The following is a 15,141-nucleotide window of genomic DNA, read 5'->3' on the forward strand; positions in this document are numbered from 1 at the left end:
AGACAGGCACCCCCGCGCTCGCCCTGGACGACCTCGACCTGCCCGCCCCCACGGCCGGCCCCGCCGCGAGGGCGGCGGGGCCGGCCGTGGGGGCGGGCAGGTCGAGGTCGTCCAGGGCGAGCGCGGGGGTGCTGCGCGGCTTGACGCCGAGCAGGTCGCGCAGCAGCCCGGTCACCGAGTCGGGCAGCGGTGCCGCCTTGGCCGGGTCGCCCCAGCCGTTCCACAGCATGTCCATTGAACGGTCGTCCTCACAGGTCGGTGGCTCGGTCCGGGCGGTGCCGGGCGGCCGTACGACGGGCCCTACGACGGGCCCTACGGGCTCGCCGCACGGCGACGGTCCGCTGGTTTCCGCCCGGCCCGGGGCGTTACACTGTTACACATGACGCCTATTCGTCACAACGGTACGGAAGACACGGAGAGCGATCCGATCCTCGACGCGGTGCGCGACTGCGTACTGGCCGTCGGGGTCCGCCGCACGACCCTGGCCGACGTGGCCCGCCGCGCCGGTGTCTCCCGGATGACCCTGTACCGGCGCTGGCCGGATCTGCGGACCCTGGTGGGCGATCTGATGACCCGTGAGTGGATCGACGTGGCCACCCGGGCGATCCCCGCGCCCGCGCCCGGCCTCGACACGCGCACCAGGATGGTGGAGGGGCTGGTGGCGGGCGTCGAGGCGTTCCGGGCGCACCCGCTGTTCCACAAGATCGTCGACGTCGATCCGGAGCTGCTGCTCCCCTATGTGCTCGACCGGCGCGGGGCGAGCCAGCTGGCGCTGCTCGCGCTGCTGACCGAGAGCCTGCGCGAGGGCCACGAGGACGGCTCCGTGCGCCGCGCACACACCGAACGGCAGGCGCGTGCCCTGCTGTTGACGGTGCAGTCCTTCACCCTGTCTCTGCGCACGATGACCGACGAGGACGATCCGGAGCTGGACTCCGCCGCCTTCCTCGGCGAGCTGCGCACCCTCCTGGAGAGGATCCTCAGGCCATGAGTCACACCGAGGCGATACCCGGCTCGTCCCTCAGCGCGGCCCGGCGTACCCGGGAACTGACCGAGGCGGCGGGGCAGGTGGCCGACGTGCTGGTCGTCGGGCTCGGCGCCACCGGGGCCGGGGTCGCCCTGGACGCGGCGACCCGCGGGCTGGACGTCGTCGCGGTGGACGCCCAGGACCTGGCCTTCGGCACCTCGCGCTGGAGCTCCAAGCTGATCCACGGCGGGCTGCGCTATCTGGCGTCCGCGCAGTTCGAGGTGGCGCACGAGAGCGCGGTGGAGCGGGGGGTGCTGATGACCCGTACCGCCCCGCACCTGGTCTGCGCGCAGCCGTTCGTGCTGCCGCTGACGCCGATGGTCTCGACAGCTCAGGCGTCCCTCGCCTGGGCCGGACTGCGGGCCGGTGACATGCTGCGGCTGGCCGCGCGCACTCCCCGCCAGGTGCTGCCCGCGCCGCGCCGGCTGTCGGCGACGGAGGCACGGCATCTCGCGCCCGCGGTGCGCGGGGCCGGGCTGCGCGGTGGGCTGTTGTCCTGGGACGGGCGGGTCACCGACGACGCCCGGCTGGTGACCGCGCTGGCCCGGACGGCGGCGGCGCGCGGGGCGCGGGTGCTGACCCGGGTCCGGGTGCTGGAGCTGACCGGTGGCGGCGCCCGGGTCCGTGACGAACTCACCGGTGAGGAGGGCGAGATCAGGGCCCGCGTGGTGATCAACGCCGCCGGGGTGTGGGCGGGCGGCCTGGTCGACGGGATCCGGATCCGGCCCTCGCGCGGCACCCATCTGGTGCTGCGCTCGGAGCGGCTCGGGGAGCTGCCGGCCGGTCTGCACATCCCGATCCCGGGCGAGACCAATCGCTTTGTGCTGGTGCTGCCCCAGGGGGACGGCCGGGTGTACGTCGGCCTGACCGACGAGCCGGTCGAGGGGGGCATCCCCGATGTGCCGGAGGTGCCCGAGACGGACATCGGCTTCCTGCTGGATGTGCTCGGCTCGGCGCTGGACGTGCCGGTCGCCCGGGACGAGGTCGTCGGCGCGTTCGCCGGGCTGCGGCCCCTGCTGGACATGTCGGGGGGCGACGCGGGGACCCGCACCTCCGACATCTCGCGCCGGCACGCGGTGCTGACCTCGGCGGACGGAGTGACCACGGTGGTCGGCGGCAAGCTCACCACGTACCGCCGGATGGCCCAGGACGCCGTGGACGCCGCCGTGGCGGCCAAGGGGCTCGCCGTGCCCCCGTCCCCCACCGCGGACCTGCCGCTGGTCGGTGCCGCCGCGCCCGAGCGGCTGCGGGCCCTGCCGGTGCCCAGCCGTCTGGTCCGCCGCTACGGCACGGAGGCCCTCGCCGTCCACGCCCTCGCCACCGAGGACCCCGCCCTCGCCGCGCCCGTGCTGCCCGGCCATCCGGTCACCCGCGCCGAACTCGTGTGGGCGGCCCGGCACGAGGGCGCCCTGGACGAGTCCGACCTGCTGGACCGCCGCACCCGCATCGGCCTGGTCCCGGAGGACCGGGAGGCGGCGCTGGCGGTGGCGCGGGAGGTGGTGACGGAGGGGGTGCTGGGCTGAGGGGGCACGTCCGTGGGTGGCGGTCGTGTTGCCGGCCGGCGGCCGGGCCGGGGCGCGCGCCTGCCCGAGGGCGCGCCGCCGAGGCGGGCTCCGGAGGTGGCGGGTGATCTCGGCCGCTGACAAGGGCTGCCGATCGCGGCGCTCCGCGGGCGCGGTCGGGTCACGCTCCTGAGCGTCGAAGTGCGGCCGAGTCCCCGCGCGGGGCCTCACACCAGCCGCCGGATGTCCCCCCGCACCCGGTAGAAGCCCCCCGCCGCCGGGTGCAGGGCGTCCACGACGTAGCGGGCGCCCGGGACGCGTATCGCGCGGGGGAACTGGACGTTCCAGGAGGTGTCGTAGCCGCCGGAGATGACGTGGACCCGGAGGCGGCCGGATTCCTGGACGCACTCGACGACGACCGAGCCGGCCGGGGCCTGGGCCACGGTGGCGACGGCCTCGACGGCGGTGGCCGGGGCGTACGCCGGGAGCGCGGCGGCAAGTTTGACGTCGCGGACGACCGGCACCGAGCCCTGCTGGGCCGCGCCGATGGCGATCTCGCTCGCGTCCACGCACACCAGGGAGCCGTCCGTGGTCACCAGGTACAGCCGCTCGTCGCGGTACTGCATCGACAGCGCCGAGCCGCTGCCCGTGCCGAGCTTCCACAGCCGGGTGCCGTCGCGGTCGAAGCAGTAGACGGACGAGGCCGCGTCCCCGGCGAACACGAACCGGCCGCCCGGCGAGGTGGCGCAGGAGTACACCGCGCTGTCGCAGGCGTACGTCGCCTCGATCGCGCCGGTCGCCTTCGACAGCCGCTGCACCACCCGGTGCCCGGTGCCCGCGTACACCGCGTCGTCCTCCTGCCAGCCGAACAGCACCCCACCACGGGTGCGGGTGTGCCACAACTCGCCGCCGCCGTCGGGCCGGTAGGCGGTGACGCCCTGGTGATGGCCGTGGTAGACGGCGCGGTCGTCGGCACGCACCATCCAGGCGTGCTCGCCCTGGCTGCGGCGGGCCCACTGGTGCTCGTCCTCATGGTCGATGACGGTGAGCCGGCCCGCGCGGTCGGAGACGTTGAGCACGCCCTCGTGGATGTCCAGCCAGAAGATGTCGACATCGGCGTTGATGTCGTACGCGGCGAAGGGCAGCTTGGAGGACAGGTCGTACACCTTGCCGTCGTCACAGCCCGCGTAGATCCAGAAGTCGTCGGCGACCAGGCACTTCACGCCGTCCGGCAGTCCGAAGCGGGCCAGTACGGCGCCCTCGTGGTCCAGGGTGTAGACATCGCCCGCCTGGTTGCCGACCCAGCAGTGGTCGTCGTCCACATGGATGCCGAACGCCGCCGAGCCGGTGCGGAACCGCCACAGCACCGGTGCCACGGCGCGGGCGGTGGAGGGGGCCGAGCTGACCTGGCGCCGGGTCACCGGCCGTGGGGCGCGGCCGCCCTGCACCGCGGGGGCGTACCCCTTGCGGACCTTCTCGCCCACCTTCTTCGCCGCGGCGGCCCGCGCCTTCTCCACGGTCGGGAAGGTACTGGTCTGCGTCTGGCCACCGGCGCCGATCCGGCCGTACCGCACCGTCACCATCAGTCCGTCGACGCTCACCTCGTAGAACTTGTGCGCGCCCCCGCCCTCCTGCGACAGCTCCAGATACGTCGTCTCCGCCGCGGACACCGCAGACATGGCACACCCCTCCCCACAGCGGACCTCCGGCCGTCCCGCAGGTCCTCACTGATCACACCGTAGGAGGGGGCACTGACAATCGACCGGACGGCGAGGCGCCCGCACCGCTCAGCCGCCGAGCAGTTCCGCGAACCGGCGGGTGTCGATATTGCCGCCCGAGGCGATGACGCCGACGCGGGGCGGGAGGGCTTCGACGCGCCCGGCGAGGAGGGCGGCCAGGCCGGTGGCGCCGCTGGGTTCGAAGACGGTCTTCAGCCGGTCGAAGGCGAAGCGCATGGCATCGAGGATCTCCGGGTCGCCGACCAGCGCGACGGAGTCGACCAGGTGCCGGTTGACGGCGAAGGTCAACTCGCCCGGGACGGCGACCGCCTGGCCGTCGGCGATGGTGCGGGGCACGGGGACGGCCACCCGGGTGCCGCTCTCCAGGGACCGCTTGGTGTCGTCGCTGCCCTCCGGTTCCACCCCGATGACCCGGATGTCCCGGTGCAGTCCCTTGGCCGCGACGGCGCTGCCCGCGATCAGCCCACCGCCGCCGATCGGCACCAGCAGGGCGTCCAACGGGCCGGTCTCTTCGAGGAGTTCGAGGGTGGCCGTGCCCTGGCCCGCGATGACGTCCGGGTGGTCGTACGGCGGGATCAGGGTCAGGCCCCGCTCCTTCGCGAGGGCGGTGCCGAGCGCGACGCGGTCCTCGGTGTAGCGGTCGTAGGTGACGATCTCGGCGCCGTACCCGGCGGTGGCCTCCATCTTGGAGCGCGGGGCGTCCTCGGGCATCAGGATGACGGCGCTGGTGCCCAGTTCGCGGGCGGCGAGGGCGGTGGCCTGGGCGTGGTTGCCGGAGGAGAACGCGGCGACACCCTTGGCGCGTTCCTCGGGCGGCAGCCCGGCGATGGCGTTGTAGGCGCCGCGGATCTTGAAGGCGCCCATCCGCTGGAGGTTCTCGCACTTGATGAACACCCGCGCGCCCACCCGTTCGTCGAGGGTGCGCGAGGTGAGGACCGGGGTGCGGTGGGTGAAGCCCTCGATGCGCGCGGCGGCCGCGCGGATGTCGTCGAGGGTCACGGGCAGGTCGGCGGCGCCGGACATGGCGAAGTCCTCTTTCTGTACCGGGTGTTCGTATGCTGCTGCTACGGCCGGGCTCCTCACGGATCCGACGGCGGTTTCGCGTAGTTGTAGACGGTCGCCCGGGACACCCCGAGGAGGTCGGCGATGGTCCGTGCGGCGTCGCGGGACTCGAAGTAGCCGTCCCGGTTGAGCTGTTGCACGAGCGCCTTCTTGTCCGTGCGGCTCAGCGAGCGGGGCGGGGCGCCGCGCTCGGCGGAGAACTCCTCCACCGCCCGGCGCAGTTCGCGTGCGTGGCGGTCGCGCAGTGTCTCCAGGGGCGCCTCGCCGTGTCCGCTGTCGGTGGCCACGAGATTCGCCAGAGTGAGCGCCACGGGAGACAGCACGGAGACGTCGAGGTTGAGGCAGAGCGCGGCGATGTACCGCCCCTCGGCGTTCTTGATGCCGATGGAGGTGCTCTTGGCCGGGCGGCCGTCGGGGAAGCGGTTGGGGTAGTTCTGGACGACATCGGGGAAGGCGGGGTCGGCGATGCGGCTCAGACCCAACTCGGTCGCGGGGTCGCCCATCTGACGGCCCGACAGGTTGTTCTCGATGGCGCGGATCGAGCGGTCAGGGTCCCGCAGGTCGTGCAGGACCACCTCGCACAGGCCCGGGAACATCCGCCCCAGGGCGACGGCGATCTTCTCGGCCTCCTGGAGGAGATGCTCGTCCGCCGCCCCGCTGTCCATCGGCCGACCCCTCCCCTGAGGCTCGTTGGCCTTAAAATCTATTTCTGGACAATGAGGCTAAGCGATCGGTCGGCCGCTGTCCAGGGAGTACCGGCGGGACCGGCCGGGCGGCACGTCAGCGGTCCTTGGCCAGGGCGACGAGTTCCGCGAACAGCCCGCCGCCCGCCACGAGTTCGTCGTAACGCCCCTGCTCCACGATGCGGCCCTGGCGCATCACGATGATCCGGTCGGCGAAGCGGGTGTTCTCCAGCTGGTGGGTGACCACGATGGTCATCCGCCGGGCGGCGATCCGCTTGATCTCCAGGAAGATGCGGTGCTCACCGCGCGGGTCCATCTGCGAGGTGGGTTCGTCCAGGATGAGCAGGGGCGTACGGCGGTACAGCGCGCGGGCGCAGGCCAGTCGCTGCCACTGGCCGCCGGACAGCTCGACGCCGCCGTAGATCTCCCGTGCGAGCAGCGTGTCGAGCCCGTGCGGCAGGCCCTCGATCGCCTCGCGCATGCCGACGGCCGCCACCGCCTCCCACACCGGCTCGTCGTCGTGGGTGCGCGGCTGGCCGAGGGTGACGTTCTCCCGGGTGCGCAGCGGCCAGCAGGCGAAGTTCTGCGGTACGAGCGCGGTGCGCGACCAGACGGACTCGGGCCGGGCGCCCGCCAGATCGATGCCGTCCCACCGGACACTGCCCTTGTCCGGCAGGAGGATGCCGGTGATCAGCCTGGTCAGCGTGGACTTGCCGGAGCCGTTCTCGCCGACGATCGCGAGGATCTCGCCGCGGCGCAGGGTGAGGGAGACGCCGTCCACGGCGGGCTCCTCCTTGCCGTGGTAGCGGTGGGTGACCTCCTCCAGGCGGATCTCCTCGACCTCCTCCGCGATGTTCGACTCCCCGCGCCGCGGGGCGCGTTCGGCGGCCAGGTCGAGGAAGGCGCGCATGTCGGCGAGGTAGAGGGAGGTGTGGAACATCGCGGCGCCGTTCTGCACGAACTGGGTCAGCGCGCCGAGCGTGGTCTGCACGGCGACGACCGCGGTGGCGGCGACCGGCAGCGCCACCCGCCCGGTCATCGCGAGCCAGGCGAGGGCGGCCCAGGTGCCGAGCAGGAACAGACCGCCGAGCGCGGAGGTCGCGAGGACGATGCGGAGCATACGGGGCGCGGCGTCGAGGATGCGCCGGTCGATCCGCTCGGACAGCGCGCGGTACCAGTAGACGAGGTAGCCGGTCATCCCGTTCGCGCGGACCTCGTCGCCGTGCCGGGAGTACGCGGCCCACCAGCGCATCATGCCGCGTACGTTGCGGTCGGCGAGATTGAGGTAGTGGGTCTCGTAGTCGACGCGGGCCGAGAGCACCGCCCCGAGGCCGGCGGGCAGCACCGCCAGCAGCAGGAGCGGCAGCATCAGCCAGTGCAGTGCGGTGATCACACCGCCGGCGGCGATCATGCGGACCAGGGCGGCCATGAACCGCTGGGCGTCCTTGACCATGGTGGTGGTGCGGGTGACGCCGACCTCCGCGGCCTCCTGCCGGTCGGCGAAGCCGTCCTCGCCGTAGGCCGCCGCCTCCACCCGGCAGACGGCGGAGACCAGTGCCACATCGGCCTCGGTGACCAGGCGCGGGGTGATCCGGCCGTCGGCGTAGGAGGCGAGGGCCGAGCTGATCCGGCCGGTGGCGGCGGCCGCGGTGACGACGGCGAGGGCGGGCAGCGCTCCGTGCAGGCGTTCGGACACCGGGCCCAGGCCGAGGATGTGGGTCATGGCCCGCGAGGTGGCGGTCAGGACGAGGGCGGCGGCGACGCCGGTGACGAGCTGGCACCCGAGCAGCAGGACGACACCGGTACGGTCCACCGCCCAGGCCATGCGCGCGGTCCGGCCGAGCACCGAGGGCAGCCGGCCGCACATGGCGCGGAAACCGGCCCCTTCCAGCGGGTTCTTGCCCGACTCCCCCTCGTAGCCGATCGTGGCCGGTGGTGGGGTCGGGGGGCTTTCGGTCGAGGCGTCGGTCACCTGCGTCCCTCCTCGGTTCGGCACCGCACCCGGGTGGTCCGGTGGTGCCAGGCTCAACGAGGAGGGGGCGATTCGAACGCGCTCGATTCCGGACGAAGAGGCGGCCCGTGATCCGGGGGTCTCGAACGCACGACCGCAGCCGCACAAGGGCCCTTGCGTCGACGGGCGTGGCCGAAACGCCGCGACGGGGAGGCAGGACGGGGCGGGGAACTACCCGAGCGCATTGGATTAAACGTTCCCCGCCCCGGGTCGACCCACCGCCGATACATCGCCGATATCTCGGCGATGGGGCGGGGGCCGGTCTGGGGCGCTGCGGCACACAGGGGACGTGCCGCGGGCGTGCTGAGGCGTACCGCGCCGCACTGAGGCGGACCGCGGCGATCGAAGATCTCGTTCAGACCTTGCGTCGCCGCCCGCCCGAAGTCCACCGGAGACGGACCGACCGGGTGACGCCCCCGTCCCCGCCCTCGCCGTTCGTCGCCCTCGGCGGTCCCCGGTCCGGTCATCGAGCGGTGCGCCGCGGCCTCGGCACTGTGGCGACGCGGGGTGTCGGCCTCGCCCGGGCCCAGCCCCCGGCCGGCCGCATGGTGGCCCCCCACCGATGGTGCGACATTGGGATGAGACTGTCCGACGAGGGGTATTCCTGGAGGCGCGATGGGGCGTGACGTCCCGGCGCTCGTGTTCACCCGCGAGGACCGCCGCCGGTACCGGGTCAAGATGCAGGAGTGCCTGGACGCGTTCGCGAAGATGCTCCGGGAGGCGCGGTTCGACTCCGAGCGCCCGCAGGTAGGCCTGGAGATAGAGCTGAATCTGGTGGACGACGCCGCCGAGCCCGCCATGCGCAACAGCGCTGTGCTGGACGCGATCTCCGACCCGGCGTGGTCCACAGAGCTGGGCCGGTTCAACCTGGAGATCAATGTGCCGCCGAGGCGGCTGACGGCGGGCGGTCCGGACGCCTGGGAGTCGGAGATCCGGGCCGCGCTCGACCACGCCGACGGGCGGGCCCGCACGGTCGGCGCCCGGCTGATCACCGTCGGGATCCTGCCCACACTGCGGCAGGAGGACATCGGCGAGGAGACGCTCTCCGAGAACCCCCGCTACCGGCTGCTCAACGACCAGGTCTTCGCGGCCCGGGGCGAGGATCTGCGGATCGAGGTGGACGGTGTGGACCGGCTGCGCACCTACGCGGACAGCATCACCCCGGAGGCCGCCTGTACCAGCACCCAGTTCCATCTCCAGGTCTCCCCCGAGGAGTTCGCCGGCTACTGGAACGCCGCGCAGGCCATCGCCGGCGTCCAGGTGGCGCTCGCGGCGAACGCGCCCTTCCTGTTCGGCAAGGAGCTGTGGCACGAGACCCGGATCCCGCTGTTCGAGCAGGCCACGGACACCCGCCCGCAGGAGATCAAGGTGCAGGGCGTACGTCCCCGGGTGTGGTTCGGGGAGCGCTGGATCACCAGCGTCTTCGATCTGTTCGAGGAGAACGTGCGCTACTTCCCCGCCCTGCTCCCGCTGTGCGACGAGCAGGACCCGGCGGAGACCCTGGACCGCGGTGACGTGCCCGAACTCGGTGAACTCACCCTGCACAACGGCACGATCTACCGCTGGAACCGCCCCGTCTACGCCGTCTCCCGGGACCGGCCGCACATCCGCGTGGAGAACCGGGTGCTGCCCGCCGGTCCGACCGTCGCCGACACCCTCGCCAACGGTGCCTTCTACTACGGGCTGACCCGCGCGCTGGTCGAGGAGGACCGGCCGGTGTGGTCGCGGATGTCCTTCAAGGCCGCCGAGGAGAACCTGCACAGCGCGGCCCGGTACGGCATGGAGGCGCTGCTGTACTGGCCGGGCGCCGGTGAGGTGACCGCGCCCGAACTGGTGCTGCGCAGGCTGCTGCCGCTCGCCCACCGCGGTCTGGAGCGCTCCGGGATGGACGCGGCCTGGCGGGAGCCGCTGCTCGGCATCATCGAGCAGCGCTGTGTCGCGGCCCGCAACGGCGCCGTGTGGCAGAAGGAGATGTTCCACCACCTCATCGACACCACCCACTGCTCCCGGCACGAGGCGCTGCGGCGCATGACCGAGCTGTACATCGACTACATGCACCTCAACGCCCCGGTGCACACCTGGCCGGTCGACTGAGGCGCTCCGGCCCCAACTTCCGCACGCATCAGGCCAGTACGAGGACCAGCGGGATCCCCTGGCACGGCACCAGCCGCAGGCCCCCGTGGATGCCGATCCGGCTCTCCCCGAGCAGCAGCTCACCGAAGTCCGGTCCCCTGGTGAGGGATCCGGCCAGATGCGCGGGGTCCGCGGAGGCGGCGACGCGGCCACGGGCGTTCACCAGGTGGGCGGGGCGCGCGAGGCGCCGTAGCAGCGGGAGGACGGCGGCCTCGAAGTGGCGCAGATACACATCGGCTGCGGCCACTCCGGCGAACTCCCCCTGGACATACACCGGTTCGGAGAGGGTGAGACTGTACTCGTCGGAGCAGAGGTAGTCGACGTACGGTCCGGCCACCGCCCGGCGCCCGGTGCCGCGGGGCCCGGCGAACCAGTCCCAGTGGGTGTAGTCGGAGTACGCCGACCGGCCGGGGTCGAGGTCGAGCAGCAGCGGCCGTACGTCGCCCTCGATGCCGCACTGCCACCACTCCAGCCAGGCGGGCACATCGGCGAGCAGCCCCGGGGCGGCGACGAAACCGGCGCCGGAGACCAACTCCTCGCCGGTCAGGCGCTGATGGAGTGCGGGGCGCAGGGCGGCGAGGTCGGCGCTGACGGCCGGGCGCCCCTTCGCACTCACCCGGGCGAGCAGCGCCGTCGTATCGGCGCGGGTCGCGGCGACCGCGGCGAAGACGGCCTCCAGGGCGCCGCCCACCTGCGCGGCCACCCACAGTGCCGCCTCCGTGCCGGGGGCGGCGAGCCCCGGGCTGACGCCCATCGTGTCCTCCAGCGGACGGGAACCGGACGCGGCGCGGTCAAAGGGCGAGCCGTACGGCGACGAGCCGGGCCACCGGTTCCCTGACGCACCGCTCGGCCAGCGTGCCGGCCGTTGCGTGGTCCCCATCCTGCACGGCGGAGATCAACCCGCGCTGCCGGTCCGCAACTTCTTCACGACAGGAGTCCTCGGCGAGCACAAGGCACAGCAGCGCGCCCACCTCGCCCTGGAGCGTGAGTTGTTCCCGGGTGAGCCGGGCGGACTGGGCGGCGGCCGCGAGTTCGACGTGGAAGCGGCCGTACAGACGACAGCACGCCGCCGCATCCTGCGCCTGTATCAACTCGTCTGCGGTGCGGCGCAGTTGGATCAGGTCCTCGGGTTCGGTGCGCTGGGCGGCGAGCCGGGCGGCGAGCCGGGCGGCGGCGCCGGACAGGGCGGCCCAGTGGTCGCCGAGGTCGCGCAGTTCCTCGGTGCTCCAGCCGCGCAGCCGGGTTCTGAGCCGTTCCTCGGCGGGGAGTTCGGGCAGGGCGACGAAGCTGCCGCCGCCGCGCCCCCGGCGGGTGATCAGCAGGCCCTGTTGCCGCAGGGCCATGAGGGCCTCCCGCAAAGTGACGGTGGAGACGCCGAGTTGCCCGGCGAGTTCGCTCTCGCCCGGCAGCTGCTCACCGTCGGCGAGGAGGCCCAGCTCTATGGCGTCGCCGAGGCGGCGGACGACGGTGTCCACCCGGGCGCGGTTGTCCACCGGGCTGAACACGGCCCTGCGGGTGCCGCCGTCGATCCGATCCTGCCTCACGGGCATCACCTCGTGCGTTGACTCAAGCTTTACCCCAACGGGCTCTTGAGTTGAGAACTATGACTTCATATGTTTGCGGTCAACGTACCGCGCGCCAGAAAGGTTCCCCCATGCAGGGAATTGCGATCCGGCTGCACGACCTGCGCAAGTCGTTCGGGGAGACGGCCGCCGTGGCGGGGGTCGATCTGGAGATACGGGACGGCGAGTTCTTCTCGATGCTCGGCCCGTCCGGCTCCGGGAAGACCACGGTGCTGCGGCTCGTCGCCGGGTTCGAGACGCCCGACGCGGGCCGGATCGAGCTGGCCGGGCAGGAGGTCACCGGGCTCGCCCCGTTCGAGCGGGATGTGCACACCGTCTTCCAGGACTACGCGCTCTTCCCGCACATGACGGTCGAGCAGAACGTGGCGTACGCGCTGAAGATCCGCAAGGTGCCCAGGGCCCAGCGCCTCGCCCGTGCCCGCGAGGCGCTCGCGGAGGTGCGCCTTCAGGGCTACGGCGCCCGGCGGCCCGCCCAGTTGTCCGGCGGCCAGCGGCAGCGTGTCGCGCTCGCCCGCGCCCTTGTCGGCCGCCCCCGTGTGCTGCTCCTGGACGAGCCGCTCGGCGCCCTCGACCTGAAGCTGCGCGAGCAGATGCAGGGCGAACTCAAGGCGCTCCAGCGGGAGGTGGGGATCACCTTCGTGTTCGTCACCCACGACCAGGAGGAGGCCCTGACGATGAGCGACCGGATCGCCGTCTTCGACCGGGGCCGCATCGCCCAGGTCGGCACCCCCGCGGAGATCTACGAACGCCCTGCGACGCCCTTCGTCGCCTCCTTCGTCGGCACCTCCAACCTGCTGGACGGAGAGGCGGCCCGGCGACTCGTCGGCGGCCCGGGCACCTACAACATCCGCCCGGAGAAGATCCGCGTCCTGAAGGAGTCCGCGGCGGCGGACGAGCCCGAACACACCACCGCCACGGGCCTGGTCGCCGATGTCGTCTACCTCGGCGACACCACCCGCCTCCTCGTCGACCTCGACGGCGGCGGCCGGCTCACCGCGGTGCAGCAGAACCTGGAGACCTCCGCCGAGGACGTCGCCGCCTACCGCGGCACCCGGGTGCGCCTCCAGTGGCACCGCCGGCACGCCGTCCGTCTGCCCTCCTGACCCCCACCTCCTGGAGAAACGCCGTGCGTCTGACCCGAACCCTGCGCACCGCCGCCTGTGCCGGTGCCGCGCTGCTGCTCGCCGCCGCCTGCGACTCCTCCCACTCCACCTCCGCCACCGGCCTCAACCCGCCCGATCTGAAGGCCCCGACGAAACTCGGCAGGACCGAGGGGCAGGTCGATCTGATCGCCTGGGCCGGGTATGTCGAGGACGGCTCCGACGATCCCCGGGTCAACTGGGTCGGCGACTTCGAGAAGCAGACGGGCTGCCAGGTCCACTCCAAGGTCGCGGCCAGCTCGGACGAGATGGTCAAGCTGATGAAGACCGGCGAGTACGACGCCGTCTCCGCCTCCGGCGACGCCTCCCTGCGCCTGATCGCCTCCGGTGACGCGGCCCCCGTCAACACCGCCCTGGTGCCCAACTACAAGGATGTCTTCAGCGGGTTGAAGAACGGCGCCTGGAACTCGGTGAACGGCAGGATGTACGGCATCCCGCACGGCCGGGGCGCCAATCTGCTGATGTACAACACCCGGAAGGTGCGGCCCGCGCCCACCTCCTGGTCCGCGGTCTTCGAGGGCGCCTCGAAGTACAAGGGCCATGTCACCGCGTACGACTCGCCGATCTACATCGCCGACGCGGCGCTCTATCTCAAGGCCACCAGGCCGGAGTTGAAGATCGAGGACCCGTACGCGCTGGACCAGAAGCAGTTCGACGCGGCCGTGGCCCTGCTGAAGAAGCAGAACACGGACGTCGGGGAGTACTGGGGCGACTACCTCAAGGAGGTCTCCGCATTCAAGAGCGGTGACTCGGTCGTCGGGACCACCTGGCAGGTGATCGCCAACCTCGCGGCCTCCGAGGGCGCCGAGGTCAAGGCGCTGGTGCCGAAGGAGGGTTCGACCGGATGGTCGGACACCTGGATGGTCTCCAGCAAGGCAAAGCATCCCAACTGCGCCTACAAATGGCTGAACTGGATCGTCTCCCCCAAGGTCAACGCCGAGGTCGCCGAGTACTTCGGCGAAGCCCCCGCCAACTCAAAGGCGTGCGCCGAGACTTCGGACAGGAACTTCTGCGCGGTCTACCACGCGGCCGACGAGAACTACTGGAAGCGGATCGCCTTCTGGAACACGCCCATCGAGCAGTGCCTGGACGGCCGCACGGACGTCCGTTGCGTCCCGTACGCCAAGTGGGTGCAGGCCTGGACCGAGATCAAGGGCTGAACCATGGCGAGCGAAGCGACCACCGCGGCGCGGACCTCGGGGGTACGGCGGCTCGCCGGGGCCCTGCACCGCAGGCCCCGGCTGCGCCTCGCCCTGCTGCTCACCGCGCCGCTCCTGTGGCTGATCGTCCTGTATCTCGGCTCGCTCGCGGTGCTGTTCGCGTCCGCGTTCTGGACCACCGACTCCTTCACCTCCCAGGTGGTGAAGGTCTGGTCGACGGACAACTTCCACCAGCTGGTGACGACACCGGTGTTCCGCGAGGTGATCGTGCGCAGCGTGGGCGTCGCGCTCGCGGTGACCGTGCTGTGCGCGCTGATCGCCTTCCCGGTCGCCTTCTACACCGCCCGGGTGGCGCCACCGCGCCGGCGTCCGCTGCTGGTGGTCGCCATCCTCACTCCGCTGTGGGCGAGTTACCTGGTCAAGGTGTACGCCTGGCGGCTCATCCTGTCCCGGGGCGGGCTCGCCGACTGGCTGCTCGCGCCGCTGGGGCTCGGCGGCCCCGGGTTCGGGCTGCCGGCCACGGTGCTCACGCTGACGTACCTGTGGCTGCCGTACATGATCCTTCCGCTCCACACCGCACTGGAACAGCTCCCGGCGCAGCTGCTCGACGCGTCGGCTGACCTCGGGGCCCGCGCGGGGCGCACCTTCCGTTCGGTGGTGCTGCCGATGGTGCTGCCGTCGGTGGCGGCGGGCTCGGTGTTCACCTTCTCGCTGAGCCTCGGCGACTACATCACCGTGCAGATCGTCGGCGGCAAGACGCAGCTGATCGGCAATCTCGTGTACTCCAACATCGAGTTGAACCTGCCCATGGCCGCCGCCCTCGGCACCGTCCCCGTGCTCGTGATCGTCCTGTACCTGCTGGCGATCCGCCGCACCGGCGCCCTGAGCAGCCTGTGACCGGCCCCCGCACCGGACCCCGGAGAGGATGAGCGACGTGCATCTCACCCGCAGTGCCCGCATCGCCCTGCGCATCGGCGCCGGGCTCGGTTTCGCGGTGATCTACGTGCCGCTGCTGCTGGTCCTCGTCAACTCCCTGAACCCGGATCGCAGCGCGAGCTGGCCGCCACCGGGGCTGACCGGGCGC

Annotated in this window: 12 protein-coding genes and 2 pseudogenes; 7 read left to right on the forward strand and 7 right to left on the reverse strand. The window is 72.2% G+C overall.

Annotated features, from left to right (window positions below; all coding sequences use genetic code 11):
• A pseudogene (locus CCN72_RS31000) lies at positions 1-235 on the reverse strand (FAD-binding oxidoreductase); the annotation flags it as partial.
• A 144-nt stretch (positions 236-379) separates the two neighbouring features.
• Here CCN72_RS31000 and CCN72_RS31005 point away from each other — a divergent pair.
• A complete protein-coding gene (locus CCN72_RS31005) occupies positions 380-988 on the forward strand; it encodes a TetR/AcrR family transcriptional regulator (RefSeq protein WP_085563445.1) in 609 nt (202 codons plus the stop codon).
• Positions 985-2,547 carry a glycerol-3-phosphate dehydrogenase/oxidase gene (locus CCN72_RS31010; RefSeq protein WP_086811403.1) on the forward strand — a complete coding sequence of 521 codons (1,563 nt, stop codon included), beginning with the start codon at positions 985-987 and terminating at the stop codon, positions 2,545-2,547. The genes CCN72_RS31005 and CCN72_RS31010 overlap by 4 nt, the downstream gene beginning before the upstream one ends.
• Positions 2,548-2,753: 206 nt before the next feature.
• Here the strand turns inward: CCN72_RS31010 and CCN72_RS31015 are convergent, their stop codons facing one another.
• The 4 genes from CCN72_RS31015 to CCN72_RS31030 form a co-directional block, all read right to left on the reverse strand.
• Positions 2,754-4,205, reverse strand: coding sequence for a WGR domain-containing protein (locus CCN72_RS31015; RefSeq protein WP_086811405.1), 1,452 nt, complete (start codon positions 4,203-4,205; stop codon positions 2,754-2,756).
• A 108-nt stretch (positions 4,206-4,313) separates the two neighbouring features.
• The gene (locus CCN72_RS31020; RefSeq protein ID WP_086811407.1) at positions 4,314-5,288 is read right to left on the reverse strand and encodes a pyridoxal-phosphate dependent enzyme; all 975 of its coding nucleotides are present in this window, start codon (positions 5,286-5,288) and stop codon (positions 4,314-4,316) included.
• A 56-nt stretch (positions 5,289-5,344) separates the two neighbouring features.
• Positions 5,345-5,992 carry a helix-turn-helix transcriptional regulator gene (locus CCN72_RS31025; protein WP_086811409.1) on the reverse strand — a complete coding sequence of 216 codons (648 nt, stop codon included), beginning with the start codon at positions 5,990-5,992 and terminating at the stop codon, positions 5,345-5,347.
• Between the two features lie 115 nt (positions 5,993-6,107).
• Entirely contained in the window at positions 6,108-7,982 is a 1,875-nt protein-coding gene (locus CCN72_RS31030) for an ATP-binding cassette domain-containing protein (RefSeq protein ID WP_086811411.1), read from the reverse strand.
• A 654-nt stretch (positions 7,983-8,636) separates the two neighbouring features.
• Here CCN72_RS31030 and CCN72_RS31035 point away from each other — a divergent pair.
• Entirely contained in the window at positions 8,637-10,115 is a 1,479-nt protein-coding gene (locus tag CCN72_RS31035; RefSeq protein WP_086811413.1) for a glutamate-cysteine ligase family protein, read from the forward strand.
• A 28-nt stretch (positions 10,116-10,143) separates the two neighbouring features.
• Here CCN72_RS31035 and CCN72_RS31040 read toward each other — a convergent pair whose 3' ends face one another.
• Both CCN72_RS31040 and CCN72_RS31045 read right to left on the reverse strand, forming a co-directional pair.
• Positions 10,144-10,908, reverse strand: coding sequence for a PDC sensor domain-containing protein (locus CCN72_RS31040; RefSeq protein WP_086811416.1), 765 nt, complete (start codon positions 10,906-10,908; stop codon positions 10,144-10,146).
• Between the two features lie 37 nt (positions 10,909-10,945).
• Positions 10,946-11,698, reverse strand: coding sequence for a FadR/GntR family transcriptional regulator (locus tag CCN72_RS31045; protein WP_086811424.1), 753 nt, complete (start codon positions 11,696-11,698; stop codon positions 10,946-10,948).
• 110 nt (positions 11,699-11,808) lie between these two features.
• On the opposite strand from CCN72_RS31045, the gene CCN72_RS31050 reads away from it, so the two are divergent.
• The 4 genes and pseudogenes from CCN72_RS31050 to CCN72_RS40950 all read left to right on the forward strand — a co-directional run.
• On the forward strand, positions 11,809-12,840 hold the full coding sequence (locus CCN72_RS31050; protein WP_086811418.1) for an ABC transporter ATP-binding protein: 1,032 nt from the start codon (positions 11,809-11,811) through the stop codon (positions 12,838-12,840).
• 23 nt (positions 12,841-12,863) lie between these two features.
• Positions 12,864-14,057, forward strand: coding sequence for an ABC transporter substrate-binding protein (locus CCN72_RS31055; protein WP_086811420.1), 1,194 nt, complete (start codon positions 12,864-12,866; stop codon positions 14,055-14,057).
• Positions 14,058-14,060: 3 nt separating this feature from the next.
• Positions 14,061-14,954 (forward strand): ABC transporter permease, encoded by an 894-nt coding sequence (locus CCN72_RS31060; RefSeq protein ID WP_086811422.1) that lies wholly within the window; start codon positions 14,061-14,063, stop codon positions 14,952-14,954.
• Positions 14,955-14,991: 37 nt separating this feature from the next.
• A pseudogene (locus CCN72_RS40950) lies at positions 14,992-15,141 on the forward strand (ABC transporter permease); the annotation flags it as partial.

It is taken from the genome of Streptomyces murinus, assembly GCF_002154555.1.
GTDB classification, from domain to species: Bacteria; Actinomycetota; Actinomycetes; order Streptomycetales; family Streptomycetaceae; genus Streptomyces; species Streptomyces murinus.